This window comes from Halioglobus sp. D3-4 (assembly GCF_055809315.1).
Genome location: NZ_CM147907.1, coordinates 3,993,478 through 4,014,758, shown reverse-complemented (window position 1 = coordinate 4,014,758; position 21,281 = coordinate 3,993,478). Strand labels below are relative to the sequence as shown.

The window sequence follows — 21,281 nt, the reverse complement described above, 5'->3', positions numbered from 1 at the left end:
TCCAATTGACCGGAAACCCATTGACGCTGTCCAGGTACACCCCCAAAACATGAAGGAACAACTCACAGTACTGCTACAACAGGCGCTGGATTCGCTCATTGCCGACGGCGTCCTGCCCGCTGATACCAGTCCACAGATACAGATCGACCGCACTCGCGACAAGCGTCACGGCGATCTGGCGTGCAATATCGCACTGGCACTGGCCAAAACGGCAAAGCGCAAGCCTCGAGAACTGGCTGAGCTGATCTGTGCTGCACTGCCTGACAACCCGCTGGTATCGCGCTCGGAGATTGCCGGACCGGGATTTATCAATTTCTTTCTCTCTGCCGACAGTAACCAGGCGGTGATCCGCCGCATTTTCGAGCAGGGTGCGGCCTTCGGCACCAGTGACGAAGGTGCCGGGCGCAAGGTGCAGGTGGAATTTGTCTCCGCCAACCCCACCGGGCCGCTGCATGTCGGCCACGGCAGAGGGGCGGCGGTGGGCGACAGTCTGTGCCGCCTGCTGGCTGCCACCGGCTGGGACGTCTCCAGCGAGTTCTACTACAACGATGCCGGCGCGCAAATTGACAACCTGGCGCTGTCGGTACAGGCACGCTGCAAGAATGTTACTCCCGACGATCCCGAGTGGCCGCAGGACTGGTATCGCGGCGACTATATTGTCGAACTGGCAGAGGCCTATTTGCGCAGCGACACCGTAGACGCCGAGGACCGCCATGTCACCGGCTCGGGAAATGCCGATGACCTCGATGATATCCGCCAGTTTGCCGTAGCCTATTTGCGCCGCGAACAAGACCTCGACCTAAAAGCCTTCGCAGTGCACTTCGATGTGTATTTTCTGGAGTCCTCCCTCTATCAGGAGGGCGCCGTGGAGCGCACCGTAGAACGGCTGGTAGCAAACGGCCACTGCTACGAAAAAGACGGTGCGCTGTGGCTGCGCACCACCGATTTCGGCGACGACAAAGACCGCGTGATGCGCAAACGTGAGGGCGGCTACACCTATTTCCTGCCGGATGTGGCATACCATCTCAACAAATGGCAGCGCGGCTTTGAGCGTGTTATCAATGAGCAGGGCGCGGATCACCACAGCACGGTGACCCGCGTCCGCGCCGGGTTACAGGCGCTGGAGCAGGGCATTCCCGAGGGCTGGCCAGATTACGTGCTGCACCAGATGGTAACGGTGATGCGCGAGGGCGAAGAGGTGAAGCTGTCCAAGCGCGCAGGCAGCTACCTCACACTGCGCGATTTGATCGACGAGGTCGGCCGCGATGCAACCCGTTATTTCCTGGTGGCGCGCGCGGCCAATTCGCAACTTACATTTGATATCGACCTGGCCCTGTCACAGAGCAACGACAACCCGGTGTACTATATCCAGTACGCACACGCACGCAGCTGCAGTGTGATGCGCAAGCTCGCGGAGCAGGGCTGGACATGGCAGGCACAGGATGCCTTGCAACAGCTGGACCAACTGAGCGAAGATCACGAGAAGAGCCTGCTGCGGCTGCTAGACCGCTACCCGGAGGTGGTTGCAAGCGCCGCCCTGAACAGCGAGCCGCACACCCTCGCGACCTATCTGCGGGAGCTGGCGGGCGGATTCCATACCTGGTACAACGCGCATAAAATGCTGGTTGAAGAAGAGGCTGTGCGCGATGCCCGTGTTGCCCTCAGCCAGGCGGTGCGCCAGGTTATCGCCAATGGCCTGGACCTGTTGGGCGTATCCGCCCCGGAGGTGATGTAAACCGTGCCGCAGGATTACGCCAAGCGCAGACAGAATACCAATGCGGGAAAGAAAAAGCCCGCCGCCCGGCGAGCGCAGGCACACCGGCAGACGGGAGAACCAGAGCCGCGCGGCAAGGGTTTCCGCCTGTATATGACGGGTGTGATCACCGGGGTATTCCTGAGCTTTCTGGTCTATCTGGGCAGCTTGCCAGAGCCGACTGAACCGGGGCAGCAGGCAGAAGCAGCGCAACCGCAAGTGGAGGAAGTCCCCAAACCGCGCTTTGATTTTTACACGTTGCTGCCAGAACAAACCATAGAGATCGAAGAAGAGGTAGAGGCCGTAGAGCCGGCTGCCGATGTCCGCAAACCGCCCAGTGAGACGGTGGCTGCACAGCCGTACTACCTGCAGGCAGGATCGTTCCGCCAGCGCGAGGACGCAGAGCGGCGGCGCGCTGAATTGCTGCTGCTCGGACTCGAACCACAGATCACCGAGAGTACCGTGGACAGCGGACGCTGGTTCCGCGTATCGCTGGGGCCCTTTGGGTCCCGCGACGAAATCAGCAGAGTCCGCAGCCTGCTCGCCAACCAGAACATTGATTCGGTACTCCTCAAACGCAGCGCCGGGTGATATCCCCGCTTTGATTTCAACACCAGACCTTGAATTTCCAGCACACCCCCCCATATTTGTCTGATCGCCCGCTGTCAGCCCATCCGATCGTCCCCAGGAGATATTAAGAAGTGGAACAATATCGAGGTACAACCATACTTTCCGTTCGCCGCGGCAACAGCGTAGTGATCGGCGGCGACGGCCAGGTCTCCATGGGCAACACCGTGATGAAAGGCAACGCCCGCAAAGTGCGGCGCCTGTATCGAGATCAGGTGTTGGCGGGGTTCGCCGGCGGCACCGCCGATGCATTTACCTTGTTTGAACTGTTTGAGGCACAACTTGAGAAACACCAGGGCCATCTGGTCCGTGCCGCTGTGGAACTGGCAAAGGCCTGGCGCACCGAGCGTGCCCTGCGCCGCCTGGAGGCCCTGTTGGCCGTGGCGGACAAAGAGACCTCACTGATTATCACCGGCAACGGCGATGTGATCGAGCCCGAGGACAACCTGATCGCGATAGGCTCCGGCGGTCCCTTTGCCCAATCCGCGGCCCGCGCCCTTCTGGACAACACGGAACTGGAAGCGCGAGACATCGTAGAGAAAGGCCTGGGCATAGCCGCAGACATCTGTATCTACACCAACCATAACCGCACCATCGAACAACTGGATTTTTAGGCCACCGCATGTCCAATATGACCCCAAGGGAAATCGTCCACGAGCTGGACAAATTCATCATCGGCCAGGACGCGGCCAAGCGTGCGGTTGCGATCGCGCTGCGCAATCGCTGGCGGCGCATGCAATTACCCGAGGAGCTGCGCGCCGAGATCACCCCCAAAAACATTCTGATGATAGGCCCGACCGGCGTCGGTAAAACTGAGATAGCGCGCCGTCTGGCCAAACTGGCCAATGCGCCCTTTGTCAAGGTGGAGGCCACCAAATTCACCGAAGTCGGCTATGTCGGTCGCGATGTTGAGTCCATCGTGCGTGACCTCGTCGATGTATCGATCAAGATGTATCGCGAGCAGGAAATGACCCGCGTGCGCTTTCGCGCCGAGGAGGCCGCCGAGGAGCGCATACTGGATATCCTGCTGCCAGCAGCCCGCGACAGCGACACTGATGAATCAGCCTCCGGCACGCGGCAACTGCTGCGCAAGAAACTGCGCGAGGGAGAGCTCGATGACAAGGAGATTGAGGTAGAGGTCACTTCCAACCTTCCCGGCATGGAGATCATGGCACCACCCGGCATGGAAGAAATGACCAACCAGTTGCAGAGCATGTTCTCCAATATGTCTCGCCAGCAGAGCAAAAAGAGCAAGATGCCGATAAAGGCCGCGTTTGAAGCGCTGTGCGATGAAGAGGCGGCCAAACTGGTCAACGAGGACGAGCTCAAGCAGAAAGCCGTCGCCGAAGCGGAGCAGAATGGCATCGTCTTTATCGATGAATTGGACAAGGTCGCCAAGCGCTCCGAAGGCGCCGGTGCCGACGTATCCCGCGAGGGTGTACAGCGCGACCTGCTGCCGCTTATCGAGGGCTCCACCGTCAGTACCAAACACGGCATGATCAAGACAGACCACATCCTGTTCATCGCATCGGGTGCTTTCCATCTGGCCAAGCCCTCGGACCTCATCCCCGAACTGCAGGGGCGCCTGCCAATTCGCGTCGAGCTTTCCGCACTGTCACCCGATGATTTCGAGCGCATCCTGACCGAGCCCAGCGCCTCGCTCACAGAGCAGTATCAAGCCCTGCTGGAGACGGAAGGCCTCGACCTGAAGTTCAGCGAGGATGGCTTGCGGCGCATCGCCGAGACCGCGTGGCAGGTGAACGAGCGCACGGAGAATATCGGTGCGCGCAGGCTGCACACGGTAATGGAGCGACTGCTGGAGGAAACATCCTTTGGTGCGGCCGACGCCGGCCTGCAGGATGCGGCGCTGTTGGTAGACGCCGCCTTCGTCGACAAACAGTTGCAGGAACTCAGCGAGGACGATGACCTGTCCCGCTTCATCCTTTGACGGAATCCGTGCCAGAGGCGCCCAGACCGGCGTCAATCCAACTACACAGCCGCTCGCGGCTGCTGGAACTGGAGTACGCCGGTGGCGAGAGCTACTCCCTCAGCTGTGAGTACCTGCGCGTCCATTCCCCCTCGGCGGAGGTACTCGGCCACGGGCCGGGCCAGGAAGTCCTGCAAACGGGGAAAAAGAACGTCGCAATCACGGCGATCAAGCCGGTCGGGAACTATGCGCTGCAGCTGGTGTTCGACGATGGCCACGACACCGGGCTGTACTCCTGGCGCTATCTGTATGAACTATGTCGGGAACACGATACTAAATGGCAGGGCTACCTCGACCGTATGGCCGAGGCTGGCGCCAATCGCGACCCGGATGTTCAGGTACTGAAACTCTAGGGCACGACTGCCACTATTCTCATGTGACTCGAATCTCATGAGTTTTTACTCTGACCCCAATCTCTCATCGCGGTATACTGCGCCATTCCCGGGCACCCGAGCAGCGACACCATGAGCGATAAAGAAACCACGCATTTCGGCTTCAAGGAAGTCGACAAAGACGCCAAGGCCGGTCTTGTTGGCAACGTATTCCATTCAGTCGCTGCGCGCTACGACCTGATGAACGACCTGATGTCCGGCGGCATTCACCGCATCTGGAAGCGTTTCACGATCGAGCTAAGCGGTGTGCGCAAGAATAATGCGGTGCTGGATATTGCCGGCGGCACTGGCGATCTCGCCGCCCGCTTCGCCGAACTGGTGGGCCCACAGGGCCGCGTGGTGCTGGCCGATATCAACGACTCCATGTTGCAGGTGGGCCGCGACAAGCTGCTGGATCAAGGTCGCCTCGCCAACATTGAGTTCGTACAGGCCGATGCCCAGTACCTACCCTTTCCGGACGACAGTTTCGACTGCGTCACCATCGCCTTTGGCCTGCGCAATGTAACCGACATCAATCTGGCGCTGCGCTCCATTCTACGCGTGCTCAAACCGGGTGGGCGCCTGCTGGTACTGGAATTTTCCAAACCGCAGAATGAACTACTCAGCAAGGCCTACGATACCTATTCCTTTCGCGTACTGCCGCTGATGGGTCGCCTTGTCGCCAATGACAGCGACAGCTACCAGTACCTGGCCGAATCCATCCGCAAGCACCCCGACCAGGCTACATTGAAAGAGATGATGGAAGATGCCGGTTTCTGCGAGGTGGAGTACCACAATATGACCGGCGGCATCGTGGCCCTGCACCGGGGCGTCAAAGCCTGACATGAGCGGCTCCATAGATCCCACGCTGCACACCGCGGCACTGGCCGCGCTGGAGACGGCGATCAACCGCGCGCTGGCACTGTCGCCGCACAGCAAGGCGGAGCTGGCACAGCTTGAAGACTGTGTCTTTGCGCTGCACTGCACCGCGCCGGAACTGAGTTTTTATCTGCATCCGGGGGCACAGGGCATGCGCCTCACAGGCTTCCATCACGGGCCTGTTACCACAAGTATTCGCGGCAAGGCCGCAGATTTCACTGAACTGGCCACCGCCAAAGACCCGACCGCCACCCTGATCAACGGCGGGCTGGAACTGGAGGGTGACAGCGCCCCGCTGATAGAGCTGCAGCGCATATTGGCAGGGCTGGATATGGACTGGGAAGCGCCTCTGGTGAACTCGCTGGGAGACGTTGTCGGCCACCAGCTGGCCGAGGTCCTGCGCAGCACCTTCGCCTGGGGTAAGCAGGCCTCCAGCAGCCTGACCCGACAACTCGATGAGTTCATCCACGAGGAGGCACGCCTGAGTCCGCCACGCCTCGAGGTGGAGGATTTCTACCGCGATGTACAGGATCTCAGCATGCGCGTGGACCGACTTGAATCACGCACCCAGCGCCTGCGCCAGCGCCTGCAGAAGCTGAGGGACTGAGCGATGTCCCGCGCGCTGCGCCTCGGCAAGATACTGCGAACCATCGGCCGTTACCGGCTGGATGAGTTTATCGACCAGCAACGATTACCGGCGCTGCCGCGCTTCGCAATGCGGCTGGCGCCGTGGCGCCTGCACCAGATTCCAGATATGGACAGGGGCGAGCGCCTGCGCCGCGCGCTGGAAGAGCTGGGGCCGGTGTTTATCAAGTTCGGGCAGATGCTATCCACGCGGCGCGATCTGCTGCCGGACGACATAGCCGATGAACTGGCCCGCCTGCAGGACAACGTAGCGCCATTCCCCGACGCGCAGTCCGTTGCCATAGTAGAAGCCGCGCTGGGCAAACCGGTGTGCGAACTGTTCGCCAGTTTCGAGAGCACCCCGATGGCCTCAGCCTCAGTGGCACAGGTGCACTGCGCTACCCTGCACAGCGGTGAGCAGGCGGTGGTCAAGGTAGTGCGCCCGGATATCGAGGCGGTGATCCGCGAGGACATCGCCCTGATGTACACGCTGGCCAAGCTGGCCGCAAAATACCATCCCTACGGCCGTCGACTGCGACCGATGGAGGTGGTTGCCGACTATGAACTGGTGATACTCGACGAGCTCGATATGGGCCGCGAGGCCGCTAACACCTCGCAGTTACGCCGCAACTTCGAGAACAACAAACTGCTCTACGTGCCCGAGGTCTACTGGGACTACAGCTGTCGCAATGTGCTGACGATGGAGCGTATTTCGGGTATTCCCGTCACCGACATGGACACCCTGCGCGCCAAAGGCACCGATTTGAAACTGCTGGGTGAGCGCGGCGTGGAGATCTTTTTCACACAGGTGTTCAACCACAGTTTTTTCCACGCTGATATGCACCCCGGCAATATTTTTGTCGATGCCACCGACCCGGCAGACCCTACCTACATCGGAGTGGACTGCGCCATTGTCGGCAGCCTGTCAGATGCCGACCAGTACTACCTCGGCCGCAACCTGCTGGGTATTTTCCGCCGCGACTACCGCGAGGTGGCACAACTGCATGTCGAGTGCGGATGGGTGCCCCCCGATACCCGGGTGCAAGAGTTTGAATCGGCCATGCGCGCCGTCTGCGAACCCATATTCGAGCGCCCCATCAGCGAGATATCCTTCGGCCAGTTGCTGGTGTACCTGTTCCAGACCGCCAGCCGCTTCGACATGGAAGTACAACCCTCGCTGGTATTGCTGCAGAAAACGCTGCTCAACATTGAGGGGCTCGGCCGTCAGCTATACCCGGACCTGAACCTGTGGGAAACAGCACAGCCGTTTCTGGAGGAATGGGTACAGCAGCGCTATTCGCCACAGTCCATTTTCAAGCGCCTGCAGCGCCAGGCGCCCTCGTGGTTGGAGCAACTGCCACAGCTGCCCGATGCGGTGCTGGACAACCTGCAACATATGCGGGAGACGGACCGTCGCCCGGCGCCGCAACCGAATACGCAAGACCAACAGGCAAGTCACCAGCGCTCGCTGGCGCGCAGGCGCCGCCTCGCAGTGGGCGGCATCGCCTTTATCGCAGCCGCGGCCTGCGCCTCGCCCGCCATCTGGCAGCAGTTGGCAGACGCGCCCGCAATAAGCTGGTTGCTGGGTGCAGCTGGCATCTACCTGCTATGGCCCAGAAACAGCTGAGCATATGTGCGAGGCGGCCGCCTGTGCCATAATGTGCCTCCGTCTGGAAGATAGTCATGGCTGAACCCGATACACTGTTAAACGACATCAAGTGGAACGAGCAGGGGCTCATCCCCGCTATCGCGCAGGACTGGCAGAGTCGCGAAGTTCTGATGCTGGCCTGGATGAACCGCGATGCCCTGCGCTTGACCATCGAGGAGGGTCGCGCCATCTATTGGTCGCGCTCACGGCAGGCGCTGTGGCGCAAAGGCGAGGAATCAGGTCACGTTCAGGCACTGAAGGAGTTGCGTATCGACTGCGATGCGGACACAGTGCTGATGAAAGTGGAACAAGTCGGCGGTATCGCTTGTCATACGGGTAGACGAGCCTGTTTTTACCGCATGCTGGAAGACGGCAGCTGGCGCGTCACGGACGAGCCACTTAAAGAACCCGCTGACATGTACGGAAAGAAATCATGAGCGATGTACTGCAACAACTGGCTGCGACACTGGCCCAGCGCAGACAGGCCGCCCCGGAAGAATCCTACGTGGCCAGCCTGCACCACAAGGGCCTGAACAAGATTCTGGAGAAAGTCGGCGAAGAGGCCACCGAGGTCATCCTCGCAGCCAAGGATGCCGCAGCCGGGAAAGACCGCAGCGCCGTGATCGGCGAAGTGGCCGATTTATGGTTTCACACTATGGTGATGCTGTCGCACCTGGAAATGGATGTGGAAGATGTTATGCAGTGCCTGAGTGATCGCTCCGGTATATCGGGGCTGGACGAAAAGGCTGCGCGCAGCAATTGATGAGCCGTTGTAAACGGCACACGCAAAATGGGAGAGTAAAATGGGAATCGGCGGAATCAGTGTATGGCAGTTGTTAATCATACTGGCGATCGTGGTCATGCTGTTTGGCACCAAGCGGCTTCGCACGCTGGGCAGTGATCTGGGCAGCGCGGTAAAAGGCTTTCGCAAAAGCATGACTGACGATGGCGAGGCCGCACAGCCGGACGATGCTACCGAGCAGGACGTGACCGCGAACAAAGCGGCGGACAATACGGCAGCTAGCACAGCAAAAGAAAAGTAAGCCCCGAATGTTCGATATAGGTTTTGCCGAACTGATCCTGATCGGCGTGGTAGCGCTGTTGGTGATCGGCCCTGAGCGTCTGCCGGAAGCGATTCGCACCGCCAGTGGCTGGTTGAATCGCATCAGGCGCGGCTTCAACGAGATCAAGCAGGAAGTGCAGCAGGAACTGCACAATGATGCCGTGTTGCGCGATCTGCGCCAGACCGGCGATCAGTTGAAAAGTGAAGCCAACAGTATCGGGCAGGAGCTGCGGGAATCGAAGGCCACTTTAAACACACCGTTAAAAGACACTACTGACTCATCTCCCCCACAGAACCCCGCGGAAAAACCGGCTGAATGAACGAACCAGACTCCACGGATCAGCCACAACCGCTGATTGTCCACCTGACAGAGCTGCGCGACAAACTGCTGCGCGCGCTGTTAGCAGTGTTGATAGTTTTTATCTGCCTGTTCCCTTTTTCCAACGAGATTTACGCCTTTGTCTCTGAGCCGCTGCGCGCGCTGTTGCCGGCTGGCGCCAGCATGATTGCCACCGAGGTCGCATCACCGTTTTTTACGCCGTTCAAGCTGACGCTCTGGGCCGCTGTCTTTCTGGCGATGCCCTATGTGCTCTATCAGGCCTGGAGTTTTATCGCGCCCGGCATGTACCGTCATGAAAAGCGTCTGGCCGTGCCTCTGCTGGCCTCCAGCGTGATGCTATTCTATGCCGGTGCCGCGTTCGCATACTTCGTGGTGTTCCCGCTGATCTTTGGTTTTTTTACCAGTGTGGCACCGGATGACATCACCATCATGACGGACATCAATAGCTACCTCGATTTTGTGCTGAAGCTGTTCTTTGCGTTCGGACTGGCGTTTGAAATTCCAATTGCGGCGTTGCTGCTGATCTGGTCCGGCATTACCACGCCGGAGGCACTGGCCCGCAAACGGCCTTACATTATTCTCGGCTGCTTCGTGTTCGGCATGCTGCTGACACCACCGGATGTGATTTCCCAATCTCTGCTGGCCATACCGATGTGGCTGCTGTTTGAAATCGGAGTTTACTTTGGCCGCCTGCTACAGCGCCGCAGAAAACAGTAACTGTTTGCAACGCATCTGCCCCGAACACCGGGAATCTACCGTGTAAAATTGACAGTTATCACCGTAACCACTAGCATCACAAAAAAGCTTCCCGCATGGAGATTATCACTATGAATAATGGATGTTCAAAATTGCTACTTATTTTGGCTGCTTTAACGGCAGCCTTTCCAGTAATGGCTGATGAAGCGGAAGAAATGGCCAAAATGCAGGCGCAACTCAATGCCGAGGTTATGTCGCAGCCATTTGACGCAGGTGATCCAGCAAAGATTGATGCATACATTGAAGATGCGATGAAGAATGACATAAAGCCTGTATCAACCGCACCTGATTATTGGCAACAGGGATATACCTGCGATTATATCCGGCGCTACCGCTACAATTACAACACCTACCGAAATTGTTTATACCACCACCGTTATTATGGAAGGTACTGGTAACGGACATCTGGCTTTGACGCGTGGTGCGCTGTTTAACACTGCTTGCGACGTGCAAGGAAGCTGAATCTCGTAGTAACAATGAAAACGACTCATTTAGGGAGCAAAAAATGATACAAGCACAAAAACGTACTATGGTAACAATTGCCTTAACCCTGGCCCTTAGTTTGTTGGGGGGCTGCGCAGCCACGCAGGTTGCACTGGGCAAGAAAGATCTCAAGGTCAATACCAGGACCAGCACGGCAATTTTTGTAGACCCGGTCGCCAAGGACAAGCGAACTGTTTATCTGGACGTTAAAAGTGGCGTGATGGAATTCGACCGCAAGCAGTTCAGGGATTTTGTTGTGCAGAGCTTTGCCGATAATGGCTCGGGCTATGTTGTGGTCGATGACCCTGCAGCAGCGCAGTTTCAAATGCTGGTGTATGTACTCAATCTCGAAGAGGCCTCTCCTACTGCAGCAGAGGCCGCGCTTAAGACCGGCTATGTTGGTGCAGTGGGTGCCGGTGCTGCAGCGGGCGCAGTCATTGGACAAAGCTATTCAGGTGCCGCAGTTGGCGGACTGGTCGGTGGTGCTGCAGAGCTTATCTCCGGTTCGCTGGTAAAAGATGTCACCTTTATGTTGGTCTGTGATGTCAAAATTACTGAAAAAACAGCGAAAGGCGTTTATGTTCGCAAAGACACCCAAATGAGTGCCAAAGTCTCTGATGCAGGCTCAAGCAATCAAAGGGTCTCTGAGGTTACCAACCGAAAAGAATACCAGACGCGAATTGTGACTACGGCGAATCAGGCCAATCTTGAGCTTCCTGCTGCGGAAGAGCTGATGTTCAAGAAAACGGCTTATGCAATGGCCGGCTTTTTCTAGAACACAGCGTAAATCCATGCAAGGGCTCGTCTCGCCCACAATCGGATCTAGCCGCATTGTACGAGAACGAGCCTGAACTAACGCTTGGCCATTAGGCCACCGTCAGCCACCAGCGTGATTCCGGTAGTAAACGACTCGGATGCCAGATAAAAAATGGGGTTAAGTATCTCCTCGGTGTCTGCAATACGGGGAATCAGTGCAGCTGCCACCATTCCTTCGCCATAGTGGGGCAGGGCGGCAATCGCTCCATCGGTAAGGTCCGAATGGTAGCTACCAGGAGCGAGTGCGTTGACACGAATATTCCATTCTGCCCACTCTTGTGCCATTACTTCAGTTAATGCTTTCAGTGCAGCCTTGGTGGCGGCATACACACCAGAGTAGGCAGGCGTGGACAGCGCTGCAACGGAAATCACATTGATCACGCAGCCTCCACCCTGCTCACCCATCCGCGGCGCCAGGCGCGATGCCAAGTACCAGGGGCCTTTCAGGTTGACGTCGACCATCTTATCGAAGGCGCCGGTCCCGATATCAGACAAAGGGCCCACTGCGACATTGGTACCAGCATTATTGACCAGTATATCCACGCGGCCAAAGTGTCTGTAGCTTTCTTCGATCAGTGCGTCCAGTTGCGCAACGTCTCCCATATGCGCTGCATGCGCCAAGGCAGCACCACCTTCCGCTTCGATCTGTGCCACTACAGCCTGGCAGCTCGCCAACTTGCGACTCGCCACCACCACCTTCGCACCCTCGCGAGCGAAGCCCAGTGACATGGCGCGCCCAAGACCGCGACTACCCCCGGTAACAATAACGACCTTATCTCTGAACTTCTCTTGCATGGTTCATCTCCGACAAAATATTCTGCTGAATATCATTCACACTCACCAGCCATTACACTAGCACGATGCAGCTATCCCGCCACGGAACCCCAAGATGAATTGCACCGCAGTCAAACCTGTTGAGCCACAGCACACTTCCTGCTCTGGCAACCTCGATTACGCACACCGGGCTTGGCACGCCTGATGTCCTCCCGCGCAAAGAAGGGTCTGCCCGCGTTGCTACCGGTACTGCGCCTGCTGAAGAATTACAAAATTCGCCTTGTGGGTGCCAGCGTCGCTTTGCTGTTCACCGCCGCCGCCACGCTCTCCATGGGACGGGGCCTGCAGGTGTTGATCGATCAGGGTTTTGGCGGCGGCTCCAGTGCAGATTTAAAAAGTGCCATCGCCCTGCTGGTGATGATCGCCGCCGCAATGGCATTTGGTACGTTTATCCGTTTCTATCTGGTGTCGTGGCTGGGTGAGAGAGTCAGCGCTGACATCCGCAAACAAGTCTTCGACAATATCGTGCGGCTGCATCCGGGGTTCTTCGAGCTCAACCGCAGCGGCGAGATCATGTCGCGCCTCACCACCGACACCACCCTGCTGCAGACCATTATCGGCTCCTCTTTCAGCATGGCGCTGCGCAGCAGCCTGACAACTGTCGGCGCGCTGGTACTGATGTTTATCACCAACCTGAAGCTGAGTTTAATCATCGCGTTCGGCGTACCGCTGGTACTGCTGCCAATACTCATCTTCGGGCGCCGCGTGCGCAAACTCTCCAACCAGAGTCAGGACAGTATCGCCAACGTGGGTAGCTATGCCGGAGAGGTGATCCAAAACATTCGTGTGGTACAGAGTTATACGCGCGAGCAGTTTGAAGCCGACGCATTCGACCGCGAAGTGGAGCGCGCTTTCGAGATCGCCCGCCGCCGTATCTGGCAGCGCTCGATGCTGATCTGCGGCGCGATCATGCTGCTGTTCGTCGGCATGTCCGGAATGCTATGGGAGGGCGGCCAGGACGTCATCAGTGGGCGTATGACCGGCGGTGAACTCGGCGCCTTCGTGTTTTACGCCATTATGGTGGGCAGCGGTGTCGCCACTATTTCGGAAGTGTGGGGTGATCTGCAGCGCGCCGCCGGCGCCGCCGAGCGTCTGGTGGAGTTGATCAACACCCACAGCCTCATTACCAACCCTGAAAATGCCGCCGCAAAACCGTCCAGCCCGCGGCCAGAGCTGCATATGGAGAATGTATCGTTCTATTATCCAACGCGCCCCGAACAGCCTGCGCTGAAAGACTTCTCGCTGCACATTGAAGCCGGCAAAAGCCTCGCACTGGTAGGGCCATCGGGCGCGGGAAAATCCACCGTGTTCGAATTGTTGCTGCGCTTCTACGATCCACAGCAGGGCAAACTGCTGCTGGACGACACCGATATTCGCGATATGGACCTGCAACAGATGCGCGAACATATCGCACTGGTACCGCAGCAGCCGGCGCTGTTCACCGGTGACGTGCGCTATAACATCGCCTACGGCAAACTCGATGCCACCGAAGAAGAGGTGATCGCCGCCGCCCGCGCCGCCCACGCACACGACTTCATCGCGGCACTGCCCGAAGGGTATGCCAGCCACCTGGGAGAAATGGGTGTGCGCCTGTCCGGCGGACAACGCCAGCGCATCGCACTGGCCAGAGCGATCCTGAACGACCCGAAAATACTCCTGCTTGATGAAGCGACCAGCGCACTGGATACAGAGAGCGAACACCAGGTGCAGCTGGCATTACAAGAACTGATGCGCAACCGCACCACCGTGATTATCGCGCACCGCCTCTCCACCATCCTGCACGCAGACAAAATCGCAGTAATGGACTCAGGACAGCTGGTCGCCATCGGCACTCACACACAACTACTGCGCGACTGTCCGCTCTATGCAAGGCTGGCCAGCCTGCAGTTTCGGGAGCCCGAGGCCAGTGTTGCGGCGGTATAACTGAACGGACGCTTACCGGGGGCTGTATGCCAATACGGAAGCCGGACAGCGTGATGGGTTGGCTATTTTCAGGCTGCGAAGAGAAGGCTTGGATTGGGGCCGTTCTTTAGGTGCCGCCTGTTTTTTTGTTTGCCTATTTGCTTGGTCACCTCACCTCCCGACTTCCCCAATTTCTGACTTCCTGACTTCCTGACTTCCTGACTTCCTGACTTCCTGACTTCTTGGCTTTCTGTGCATCCGGGCATCCGGGCATTTCTGTGTCTGTGTGCATCTAGCATCTAGCATCTAGTCGCTTAACATCTGCGCTAACCTACTTACTTTCATGTGCATAGATATGTACGCGCACCTGTGATCTGTAAGTATGTTCGTCACTTGCATTCATGAGTTCATCCGTTCATGCGCACGGGATTCAGGGTTCATCAAATGTAACCAAACCTTCACATAACATACTGTTTATATTGATATAAATCTATTATGTCTGTATGTTTATACAGTGTATTTACAACAGCTTGGAGGCTTCCACGATGAACCAATATCCCATCGCAGTTGCACCCCCTCCCACCCCTGACCTCGCCGCTCTGGAAGACGAAATCACCGAACTCGCCGCGCATATCAATGCCGCCACCTACCGGTTCCTCACACTGATCCGCGAGTACGACCAGCGTCAGGGCTGGGGCGGCGGGGGCCTCAAATCCTGCGCCCATTGGCTCAACTGGAAATGCGGCATCAACCTGGGCGCGGCCCGGGAGAAGGTCCGCGTTGCCCACACATTAGAAAACCTGCCGCAGATCAGCGCTGCGCTGTGCCACGGCCGCATCAGCTATTCCAAGGTACGCGCAATGACCCGCGTCGCTACTGCACAGAACGAAGATTACCTGCTGATGATCGCAGACCACGGCACCGCATCCCATGTCGAGCGCCTGGTACGCAACTACCGCAAGGTGAAACGCAGCGAAGCGCTGCAGCGCGATAACCAGTTTCACGCACTGCGCGAAGTCAACTGGTACATCGACGACGATGGCAGCTATGTCATCAAGGGACGATTGAGCCCCGAACAGGGTGCCCGTATCGCACAGGCTCTTGATGCGGCAATGGCGAACCTGCATGAAGAACAGCGTAACTCCACACAAAACGTTTCCGCGGAAACGCCTGTAGCCGCGAAACGAGCCGATGCACTGGAGCGCATTGCCGAAAGTTACATCGCTTACGGCAGCAGTGATGACACACTCGCAGTCAAAGGCGGCGATCGCTGCACGATGCATGTTCATACAGACATAGCCACACTGCAGGCCGACGGCGACGGTGCAGAATCCGAATTGGCATCCGGCGGACACGTTTCCGCAGAAACGTCTCGCCGGCTGGCCTGCGATTGCGGCGTCGTGCGCTGGCTGGAAAACTCAGACGGCACCGCTTTGGATATCGGCCGCCGAACCCGCAGTATCCCCCCGGCTATCCGCCGCGCACTGGAGCGCCGTGACGGCGGCTGTCGCTTCCCCGGCTGTACCGCCCGACACCACGTAGAAGCACAGAGCCTGCCCCGCTTTATCGGGTACCACATTCAGCACTGGGCCGACGGCGGAGAAACCCGTCTCGACAACCTATTGCTACTGTGCCGCCATCACCACCGCCTGGTACACGAAGGCGGCTACCGCCTGACATTTGAATCCAATAAACCTGTGTTCACCGCACCGGATGGCAAGCTGATTCCGAGTGGCCCCGACAGACGTTTCAGCGGAAACGTTTTTACGCTGACTACAGACAATGAACGTGAGCAGTTAGATATTGACGAGAGGACCTTGGTGCCGCTTTGGTGCAGAGAGAAGATGGATGATGGGATGGCGGTGGATGGGCTGATTCGGCGGGAGTGAGGTTCGATGTGGGGTTCAGGGAGTAGCGAAGCGATAGTATTCACTATGGGCTTCTACTAATATTATTTAGCGGGAATTGTTTAGAGCTGTAGTCCGTTACTGGCTAAAAAGGAACACCGGCCTCGTAATATGGTTTTGGACTCCGTATGTGGTGTTACACGCGCCACTAAAATTGACAGGAGGTTGATTTGAGAGGGTTTCCTACATTTTGTCGATCTCCAAACTGCGCCGGGGTGTTCTTTGGAGCGGTCTATTGTTTTGTCTGTTAACTGTCCAACCTACCTATGAAAAGTAGACAACTCATTGTCCCCTAATGAGTTGTTCAACAACATTCACAAACGAGAAGTACAACGCGATTACCGCCGCGCAGTATTCCTATCCATCAACCGAATTCGATCCTTCCGCTCCTGATTAACACGCGAAAGATCATCCAACGTTTCACGCGAGATTCCCGCCACTTCGTTCAGCAATCGTAAAGTGATGCGGGTGTTGTTGGCGAAGCAGCGCAGTGGGGCTGACAGGGGGGCTTCGCGGAAGTATTTGATGGAATCCTTTACTGCTGTGCGCAGTGAATCGCCGGTGGTGTCACGTGCGGATTCTACTGCGATGGATACGACCTCTATTGACTCCATGAAGGCTTCTACGCCCATCAACTCGATCATTGTGCCGCGCTCTACTGAGCGGCGTAAGCTGCGGCGCAGCTTGCGTGTCATGTTGCGGAATTCTCGTTGTACCTGTGGGCCGAACACGGGGTTGCCGACAGCGGTGAGTTGATCATCCTCTGTCAGGTCGAGCCAGTCCTGTGGTGTCAGTGTCTCTTCGATGTGCGGGAAGACCACTTTCTCTTCAACATTCATATGCTCATAGATGTGATCGATGTAGGCGCGGCCGCTGTTGACTACTGCAGTGCCGGTTGCCTCGCCAAGGCGCCAGCGTTCGATTTCACGCAGTACTTCGCGGCCGAGCTTGGCGGTGTTGTCGTGGTCGCGCTGGAGAGTATCGACATCATCGGCTGATTTAGGATTGACCTCTGCGACGCGTGCGTAGATGAGGTCTTCACGTGGATGGTGAAACCGATCGGGCCAGGTCACCATGTAGTGCATGATCTCGTATACCACGTGGGTGTCGACGAGCTCACCGTTTTCGATTGCGGACAGCTGATCTGCAAAGAGCTGCATCACGGTGCCCATGTGACGGTGCTCTGCTCGCAGTGCGCGCATGAGGGGTTGCTCTATCGCCCGCTTAGTCGCCGGTGCGCGATTTTCTGTATCGGCCGAAGCTGTGGCTTGTGCCTTTGGCTTGGCTTTGGCCTTTGGCTTCGCCTTAGCTTTAGGTGCCGCCTTAGCTTTGGCTTTCGCTTTAGGCTTGGCTTTGGCTTTGGGCTTGGCTTTCGCTTTCGGTTTTGCTTTAGCCTTTGGTTTCGCTTTGGCTTTTGCTTCTGGCTCGGTAGCCATGCAATGCTCCCCTTGTTCTTGAGTTCAGTATCTACAGTGTAATTTTAGCCTGCTTTGCGCTGTGCGGTATTGATCAGGCTCATAAAGGCGGCGATTCCGTCAACACCGCCGGGCCGTAACCATCGATAAATTCCGGTGGCAGTCTTCGCGCTCGGCCGCTGCTCAGTTCGATGCAGGCGAAGCGCATCGCGGCGCGCAGCAGCGTGACGCCGTCGCTCAGGCGGATAACCTGAAAATGGCGCTTCATGGTCAGCTTGCGGTCCCACTCTACGATCCAGGTGCCTACGGCCACTTCATCGCCCTCGCGGGAGGCCTGTAAGTAGTGGTACTCGCTGTGGGTTATGGCCATCGCGCGATCGAGGGCCTGGTAGCGCAGCAAGTCCAAACCCAGTGCTACTGAGTGGCTCCAGGCGCCGCGCTGGCACCAGTTTACATATACCGCGTTGTTGGTGTGGTTCAATCCGTCGATATCTTCGGGGCGTACCTCGGTGTATACAACGTGCGGATTGGGATGATCCCATTGCAGATCTGGCTGATTCATCATGCTTGTGCAGGCGCTACAGCGGCCTGCTCCTCCAGTGGTTTGAGCGCGAAATGGGTGAAGCCATAGAGTATCGCCACCAGTGGGCACAGCAGGTTGAAAAAGGCGAAGGGCGCGTAACTGAAAGTAGCCACGCCCAGCGTTGCCGACATATAGGCACCGCAGGTATTCCAGGGAATCAGCGCAGAGGTCAGTGTGCCGGCGTCTTCCAGCGTGCGCGACAAGTTAAGTCGCGACAGCCCGAAGCGCTCGTACTCATCGATATACATGCGCCCAGGCAGTGCAACGGATATAAACTGGTCGGCTGCGAGGATATTGGTTCCCAGGCAGGTCACCACGGTGGCAGCGATCAGCGAGCCGGCGGACTTTACGCCGCGAAGGGCGAGGCGCAGCAAGTATCCCAGAATCCCGGTGCGTTCCAGCACGCCGCCCAGACCGAGTGCGCAGATAATCAGCCATACCGTATTCAGCATACTGCTCATACCACCCTTGCTGAGCAGCTCATTCAGAAACGTATTGTCGCTGTGCGAGGAGTAACCGTCGAACAGGCTGATCCAGACACCTTTGACCATGGCGAATACAGTGCCGGTGCCCGCTTGCGCATCGGCCAGTTTCATCACCGCCTGGGGCTGGAACAATAGTGCAAACACCACACCGATCAGCGCACTGATCACAATGGAGGGGAAGGCGGGCAAGCGTTTGTAAACCAGCGTCAGCATAATCACCAGCGGCAACAGCAGGTGCAGGCCGATATTGAATTCATTGGCCAGTGCCAACTGCAGTTCTTCTATCTCGCGCGGTGCTGGCGCATCGGCGCTGCCGAGGAAGGCAAAGATGATAAGCGCCACGGCGAAACTGGGCAGGGTCGTCCACAGCATATGCCGGATATGGGCGAACAGATCCACCCCCGTAGCAGCAGAGGCCAGATTGGTGGTGTCTGACATCGGCGACAGTTTGTCACCAAAGTACGCGCCGGAGACAATGGCCCCCGCGGTGATGGCGGGTGACAAGTCGAAGCTGGCGGCGATGCCCATCAGGCCAATGCCCAATGTACCGGCAACCGTCCAGGAGCTGCCTATGCTCAGCGCGACTATCGCACATATGGCGGCGCTGGCAGCGTAGAAGATCCTTGGGTTCAGCACCTCAACACCGTAGTAAATCATCGCAGGCACCGTACCGCTCAGTATCCAGCTGCCGATCAACATGCCCACGGCCAGCAAAATCAGGATAGGTGCCAGACCGAGCGTAATGCCGTCGATGATACCGTTCTGCGCTTCCGCCCAGGAGACACCGGCGCGCCGGCCCACCAATGCCGCGACACAAGCCGTCAGCACCAACACAATCTGGTTGGCACCATAGGAGGAGTCTGCACCAAACAAATATACGGAACACGCCAGCAGCGTCACCAGAAACAGGATCGGGATCAGGGCTTGATAGAGTGTGATCGGTGGCGCTGCGGGGCTCACGCTTTACTGTTCTCCTATTTACCGCCGCGGTTAACAGATGTGTCCGGGGAAACCTGACAATGATGTCGCGCGCGTTCACCAGAATGCCCTAATTACAGGGCAGGGCACAAGCCGGGCAGCATGCATCAAATTTGCGCCGACAGAGTCTGACAAGCCCCGGCTGTTCACGTAGCATACAGCCTGCCATGGCAGAATCGAACAATGCAGCGCTCGTACCCTTCTATTACCGGGACAATTATTTGCGCCTGTGCGACACCGTGGAGGCGCAGTATGGCGATATCCTCAGTGAGGCCGAGAGCGCTTTCCTGCAGACCTTCCGCCGCCTCGATTTCAACGCCCAGTGCCTTTATGTTCGCCTGATTTCCCGCACCGGTCCCTGGTTTCGCGAAAGCAAACTGGCGTACGATGAGCTCGGCCCGATACCCCCGATACTCGATACACTGCTGGCCAATGACATGGTGGAAGCGGCCACCGAGCTCTCGGTGCAGGAGCTGGGAAAGCTGTTTACCCGCAGCGAATTGCTGCAGGTATTCTGTCCCGAAGGACAGGCACTACCGCGAGGCAAACCGGCACTGCTGGATGCCATCGAGGCCTTGCAGCTGGACGCAGAAGACACCCTGGCGGCGCTCGCCACACTCGACGACCAGCGCATCGTCTCCCCGTGCGGCGCGGAGCTCACCGAACATCTACAGCTGCTCTTTTTCGGCAACCGGTGGCAGAGCCTGACCGACTTTGTGCTGCAGGATCTCGGCCTCACGCGCTACTATCCCTATCCGCTCGATAAAGCCCACCGCCTGTTTTGTAGCCGCGAAGCACTGGATGAATATGTGGTGTGCGCCAATCTCAGTGACGCACACTACACACTGGTGGACGCGGGTGAGTACGAGCAGCTACCCGAGCTTGCCGCTGCGCTTGCGAGCATGCAAGTACAATATGGCTCCAGCGAGAAACGCTGGCACCGGCTCTGCAACAACGTGGCCAGAGATCTGGAGCGCATCGATGAGTGCGAGCTGGCGCTGCAGTTATACTGCCGAAGCCAACGCCATCCGGCGCGCGAGCGGCGCGCCCGCATACTCGAGACGACCGGGGACTGGGCCGGCGCACGCGATCTATGCGAGGAAATCTTGCAGCAGCCGTGGTGTGAGGCAGAGAAAGAAGCCGCCGAGCGCATACTGCCGCGTGTGAACCGCAAGCTCACCGGTGCCCGCCAGTCAAGGCGACGCGATACGTTTGCCAATAGCACACTGACCATAGCCCGCGGCAGCGGGTCGGTCGAGGAGCTGACGGCGGCACATCTGCTGCAGCAGTGGCAGTCGGTTCACTACGTCGAGAACGCGCTGATGAATACCCTGTTTGGGCTGGCGTTCTGGGAGAATATATTCGAGCCAGTGCCGGGTGTATTCCACAACCCTTTCCAGAGCGCACCCGCCGATATGTACGACCGCGCGTTTCGGATAAAACGTGAGCAGTCACTGGCGGCACGCATGCAACAGTTGCGCGAGGAAGACCTGTCGACAACGCTGGTGGCCGCCTATGAGCGCTACCAACACTACGAGTGCCGCTGGACACACTGGCGCTACATTCCGCTCGAACTGGTGGCCGATTGCGCCCACGTCATCCCGGCTGAGCATCTGCTGGCGATCTGGGAGCGTATATTGTTCGACCCGGCGGAGAATCGCCGCGGCTTTCCCGATCTAATCGCGCTGGGCGCCGGGGCAGGGGATTACTGCCTGATCGAGGTGAAGGGGCCAGGCGATGCGCTGCAGGACAGCCAGAAACGCTGGCTGCGCTACTTTCAGGCGCACAATATTCCCGCCGAAGTAGCCTGGGTACAGTGGCATGCGTAGT

Annotated in this window: 22 protein-coding genes; 18 read left to right on the top strand and 4 right to left on the bottom strand. The window is 57.9% G+C overall.

Features of this window, described 5'->3' with window-relative positions; genetic code table 11:
* Positions 1–49: 49 nt before the first annotated feature.
* From argS to AC0L6S_RS17595, 15 genes are all read left to right on the top strand, one after another.
* Positions 50–1,735, top strand: coding sequence for an arginine--tRNA ligase (gene argS / locus AC0L6S_RS17665; RefSeq protein WP_473425430.1), 1,686 nt, complete (start codon positions 50–52; stop codon positions 1,733–1,735).
* Positions 1,736–1,738: 3 nt separating this feature from the next.
* Entirely contained in the window at positions 1,739–2,344 is a 606-nt protein-coding gene (locus AC0L6S_RS17660; RefSeq protein ID WP_473425429.1) for an SPOR domain-containing protein, read from the top strand.
* Positions 2,345–2,454: 110 nt separating this feature from the next.
* A complete protein-coding gene (hslV, locus tag AC0L6S_RS17655) occupies positions 2,455–2,994 on the top strand; it encodes an ATP-dependent protease subunit HslV (protein ID WP_473425428.1) in 540 nt (179 codons plus the stop codon).
* Positions 2,995–3,002: 8 nt separating this feature from the next.
* Complete coding sequence (gene hslU, locus AC0L6S_RS17650; RefSeq protein ID WP_473425427.1) at positions 3,003–4,328, top strand: ATP-dependent protease ATPase subunit HslU; 1,326 nt, start codon at positions 3,003–3,005, stop codon at positions 4,326–4,328.
* A complete protein-coding gene (locus AC0L6S_RS17645) occupies positions 4,325–4,720 on the top strand; it encodes a gamma-butyrobetaine hydroxylase family protein (RefSeq protein ID WP_473425426.1) in 396 nt (131 codons plus the stop codon). Before hslU ends, AC0L6S_RS17645 begins: the two co-directional genes overlap by 4 nt.
* Positions 4,721–4,831: 111 nt before the next feature.
* Positions 4,832–5,581, top strand: coding sequence for a bifunctional demethylmenaquinone methyltransferase/2-methoxy-6-polyprenyl-1,4-benzoquinol methylase UbiE (ubiE, locus tag AC0L6S_RS17640; protein WP_473425425.1), 750 nt, complete (start codon positions 4,832–4,834; stop codon positions 5,579–5,581).
* Position 5,582: 1 nt separating this feature from the next.
* A complete protein-coding gene (locus AC0L6S_RS17635; protein WP_473425424.1) occupies positions 5,583–6,224 on the top strand; it encodes a ubiquinone biosynthesis accessory factor UbiJ in 642 nt (213 codons plus the stop codon).
* 3 nt (positions 6,225–6,227) lie between these two features.
* Positions 6,228–7,868, top strand: coding sequence for a ubiquinone biosynthesis regulatory protein kinase UbiB (ubiB, locus tag AC0L6S_RS17630; protein WP_473425423.1), 1,641 nt, complete (start codon positions 6,228–6,230; stop codon positions 7,866–7,868).
* A gap of 56 nt (positions 7,869–7,924) precedes the next feature.
* Positions 7,925–8,326, top strand: a complete 402-nt coding sequence (hisI, locus tag AC0L6S_RS17625; RefSeq protein WP_473425422.1) for a phosphoribosyl-AMP cyclohydrolase — start codon at positions 7,925–7,927, stop codon at positions 8,324–8,326.
* A complete protein-coding gene (locus AC0L6S_RS17620) occupies positions 8,323–8,652 on the top strand; it encodes a phosphoribosyl-ATP diphosphatase (RefSeq protein WP_473425421.1) in 330 nt (109 codons plus the stop codon). The genes hisI and AC0L6S_RS17620 overlap by 4 nt, the downstream gene beginning before the upstream one ends.
* Before the next feature lie 40 nt (positions 8,653–8,692).
* Positions 8,693–8,932: a twin-arginine translocase TatA/TatE family subunit gene (tatA, locus tag AC0L6S_RS17615; protein WP_473425420.1), complete on the top strand. Its 240-nt coding sequence runs from the start codon at positions 8,693–8,695 to the stop codon at positions 8,930–8,932.
* A 7-nt stretch (positions 8,933–8,939) separates the two neighbouring features.
* Positions 8,940–9,272 carry a Sec-independent protein translocase protein TatB gene (gene tatB, locus AC0L6S_RS17610; RefSeq protein ID WP_473425419.1) on the top strand — a complete coding sequence of 111 codons (333 nt, stop codon included), beginning with the start codon at positions 8,940–8,942 and terminating at the stop codon, positions 9,270–9,272.
* Positions 9,269–10,009, top strand: coding sequence for a twin-arginine translocase subunit TatC (gene tatC / locus AC0L6S_RS17605; RefSeq protein ID WP_473425418.1), 741 nt, complete (start codon positions 9,269–9,271; stop codon positions 10,007–10,009). The genes tatB and tatC overlap by 4 nt, the downstream gene beginning before the upstream one ends.
* Positions 10,010–10,119: 110 nt before the next feature.
* Positions 10,120–10,446 (top strand): hypothetical protein, encoded by a 327-nt coding sequence (locus AC0L6S_RS17600; protein WP_473425417.1) that lies wholly within the window; start codon positions 10,120–10,122, stop codon positions 10,444–10,446.
* 20 nt (positions 10,447–10,466) lie between these two features.
* A complete protein-coding gene (locus AC0L6S_RS17595; protein WP_473425416.1) occupies positions 10,467–11,306 on the top strand; it encodes a complement resistance protein TraT in 840 nt (279 codons plus the stop codon).
* A gap of 77 nt (positions 11,307–11,383) precedes the next feature.
* On the opposite strand, the gene AC0L6S_RS17590 is transcribed toward AC0L6S_RS17595, so the two are convergent.
* On the bottom strand, positions 11,384–12,142 hold the full coding sequence (locus tag AC0L6S_RS17590; protein ID WP_473425415.1) for an SDR family NAD(P)-dependent oxidoreductase: 759 nt from the start codon (positions 12,140–12,142) through the stop codon (positions 11,384–11,386).
* 183 nt (positions 12,143–12,325) lie between these two features.
* Here AC0L6S_RS17590 and AC0L6S_RS17585 point away from each other — a divergent pair, with 183 nt between their 5' ends.
* Both AC0L6S_RS17585 and AC0L6S_RS17580 read left to right on the top strand, forming a co-directional pair.
* Positions 12,326–14,104: an ABC transporter transmembrane domain-containing protein gene (locus AC0L6S_RS17585; RefSeq protein ID WP_473425414.1), complete on the top strand. Its 1,779-nt coding sequence runs from the start codon at positions 12,326–12,328 to the stop codon at positions 14,102–14,104.
* A gap of 524 nt (positions 14,105–14,628) precedes the next feature.
* Entirely contained in the window at positions 14,629–15,972 is a 1,344-nt protein-coding gene (locus AC0L6S_RS17580) for an HNH endonuclease (protein WP_473425413.1), read from the top strand.
* Positions 15,973–16,328: 356 nt separating this feature from the next.
* Here the strand turns inward: AC0L6S_RS17580 and AC0L6S_RS17575 are convergent, their stop codons facing one another.
* From AC0L6S_RS17575 to nhaC, 3 genes are all read right to left on the bottom strand, one after another.
* The gene (locus AC0L6S_RS17575) at positions 16,329–17,426 is read right to left on the bottom strand and encodes a hemerythrin domain-containing protein (RefSeq protein ID WP_473425412.1); all 1,098 of its coding nucleotides are present in this window, start codon (positions 17,424–17,426) and stop codon (positions 16,329–16,331) included.
* A gap of 79 nt (positions 17,427–17,505) precedes the next feature.
* Complete coding sequence (locus AC0L6S_RS17570) at positions 17,506–17,967, bottom strand: acyl-CoA thioesterase (protein ID WP_473425411.1); 462 nt, start codon at positions 17,965–17,967, stop codon at positions 17,506–17,508.
* Positions 17,967–19,433 (bottom strand): Na+/H+ antiporter NhaC, encoded by a 1,467-nt coding sequence (nhaC, locus tag AC0L6S_RS17565; RefSeq protein ID WP_473425410.1) that lies wholly within the window; start codon positions 19,431–19,433, stop codon positions 17,967–17,969. The genes AC0L6S_RS17570 and nhaC overlap by 1 nt, the downstream gene beginning before the upstream one ends.
* A gap of 185 nt (positions 19,434–19,618) precedes the next feature.
* On the opposite strand from nhaC, the gene AC0L6S_RS17560 reads away from it, so the two are divergent.
* A complete protein-coding gene (locus tag AC0L6S_RS17560; protein WP_473425409.1) occupies positions 19,619–21,280 on the top strand; it encodes a VRR-NUC domain-containing protein in 1,662 nt (553 codons plus the stop codon).
* Position 21,281 lies beyond the last annotated feature (1 nt).

Bases quoted from the DNA above. Each gene is read 5' to 3' on its own strand.
- argS (WP_473425430.1), top strand. From the start codon at position 50: ATGAAGGAACAACTCACAGTACTGCTACAACAGGCGCTGGATTCGCTC.
- hslU (WP_473425427.1), top strand. From the start codon at position 3,003: ATGTCCAATATGACCCCAAGGGAAATCGTCCACGAGCTGGACAAATTC.
- ubiE (WP_473425425.1), top strand. From the start codon at position 4,832: ATGAGCGATAAAGAAACCACGCATTTCGGCTTCAAGGAAGTCGACAAA.
- AC0L6S_RS17635 (WP_473425424.1), top strand. From the start codon at position 5,583: ATGAGCGGCTCCATAGATCCCACGCTGCACACCGCGGCACTGGCCGCG.
- ubiB (WP_473425423.1), top strand. From the start codon at position 6,228: ATGTCCCGCGCGCTGCGCCTCGGCAAGATACTGCGAACCATCGGCCGT.
- hisI (WP_473425422.1), top strand. From the start codon at position 7,925: ATGGCTGAACCCGATACACTGTTAAACGACATCAAGTGGAACGAGCAG.
- AC0L6S_RS17620 (WP_473425421.1), top strand. From the start codon at position 8,323: ATGAGCGATGTACTGCAACAACTGGCTGCGACACTGGCCCAGCGCAGA.
- tatA (WP_473425420.1), top strand. From the start codon at position 8,693: ATGGGAATCGGCGGAATCAGTGTATGGCAGTTGTTAATCATACTGGCG.
- tatB (WP_473425419.1), top strand. From the start codon at position 8,940: ATGTTCGATATAGGTTTTGCCGAACTGATCCTGATCGGCGTGGTAGCG.
- tatC (WP_473425418.1), top strand. From the start codon at position 9,269: ATGAACGAACCAGACTCCACGGATCAGCCACAACCGCTGATTGTCCAC.
- AC0L6S_RS17600 (WP_473425417.1), top strand. From the start codon at position 10,120: ATGAATAATGGATGTTCAAAATTGCTACTTATTTTGGCTGCTTTAACG.
- AC0L6S_RS17590 (WP_473425415.1), bottom strand. From the start codon at position 12,142: ATGCAAGAGAAGTTCAGAGATAAGGTCGTTATTGTTACCGGGGGTAGT.
- AC0L6S_RS17585 (WP_473425414.1), top strand. From the start codon at position 12,326: ATGTCCTCCCGCGCAAAGAAGGGTCTGCCCGCGTTGCTACCGGTACTG.
- AC0L6S_RS17580 (WP_473425413.1), top strand. From the start codon at position 14,629: ATGAACCAATATCCCATCGCAGTTGCACCCCCTCCCACCCCTGACCTC.
- AC0L6S_RS17575 (WP_473425412.1), bottom strand. From the start codon at position 17,426: ATGGCTACCGAGCCAGAAGCAAAAGCCAAAGCGAAACCAAAGGCTAAA.
- AC0L6S_RS17570 (WP_473425411.1), bottom strand. From the start codon at position 17,967: ATGAATCAGCCAGATCTGCAATGGGATCATCCCAATCCGCACGTTGTA.
- AC0L6S_RS17560 (WP_473425409.1), top strand. From the start codon at position 19,619: ATGGCAGAATCGAACAATGCAGCGCTCGTACCCTTCTATTACCGGGAC.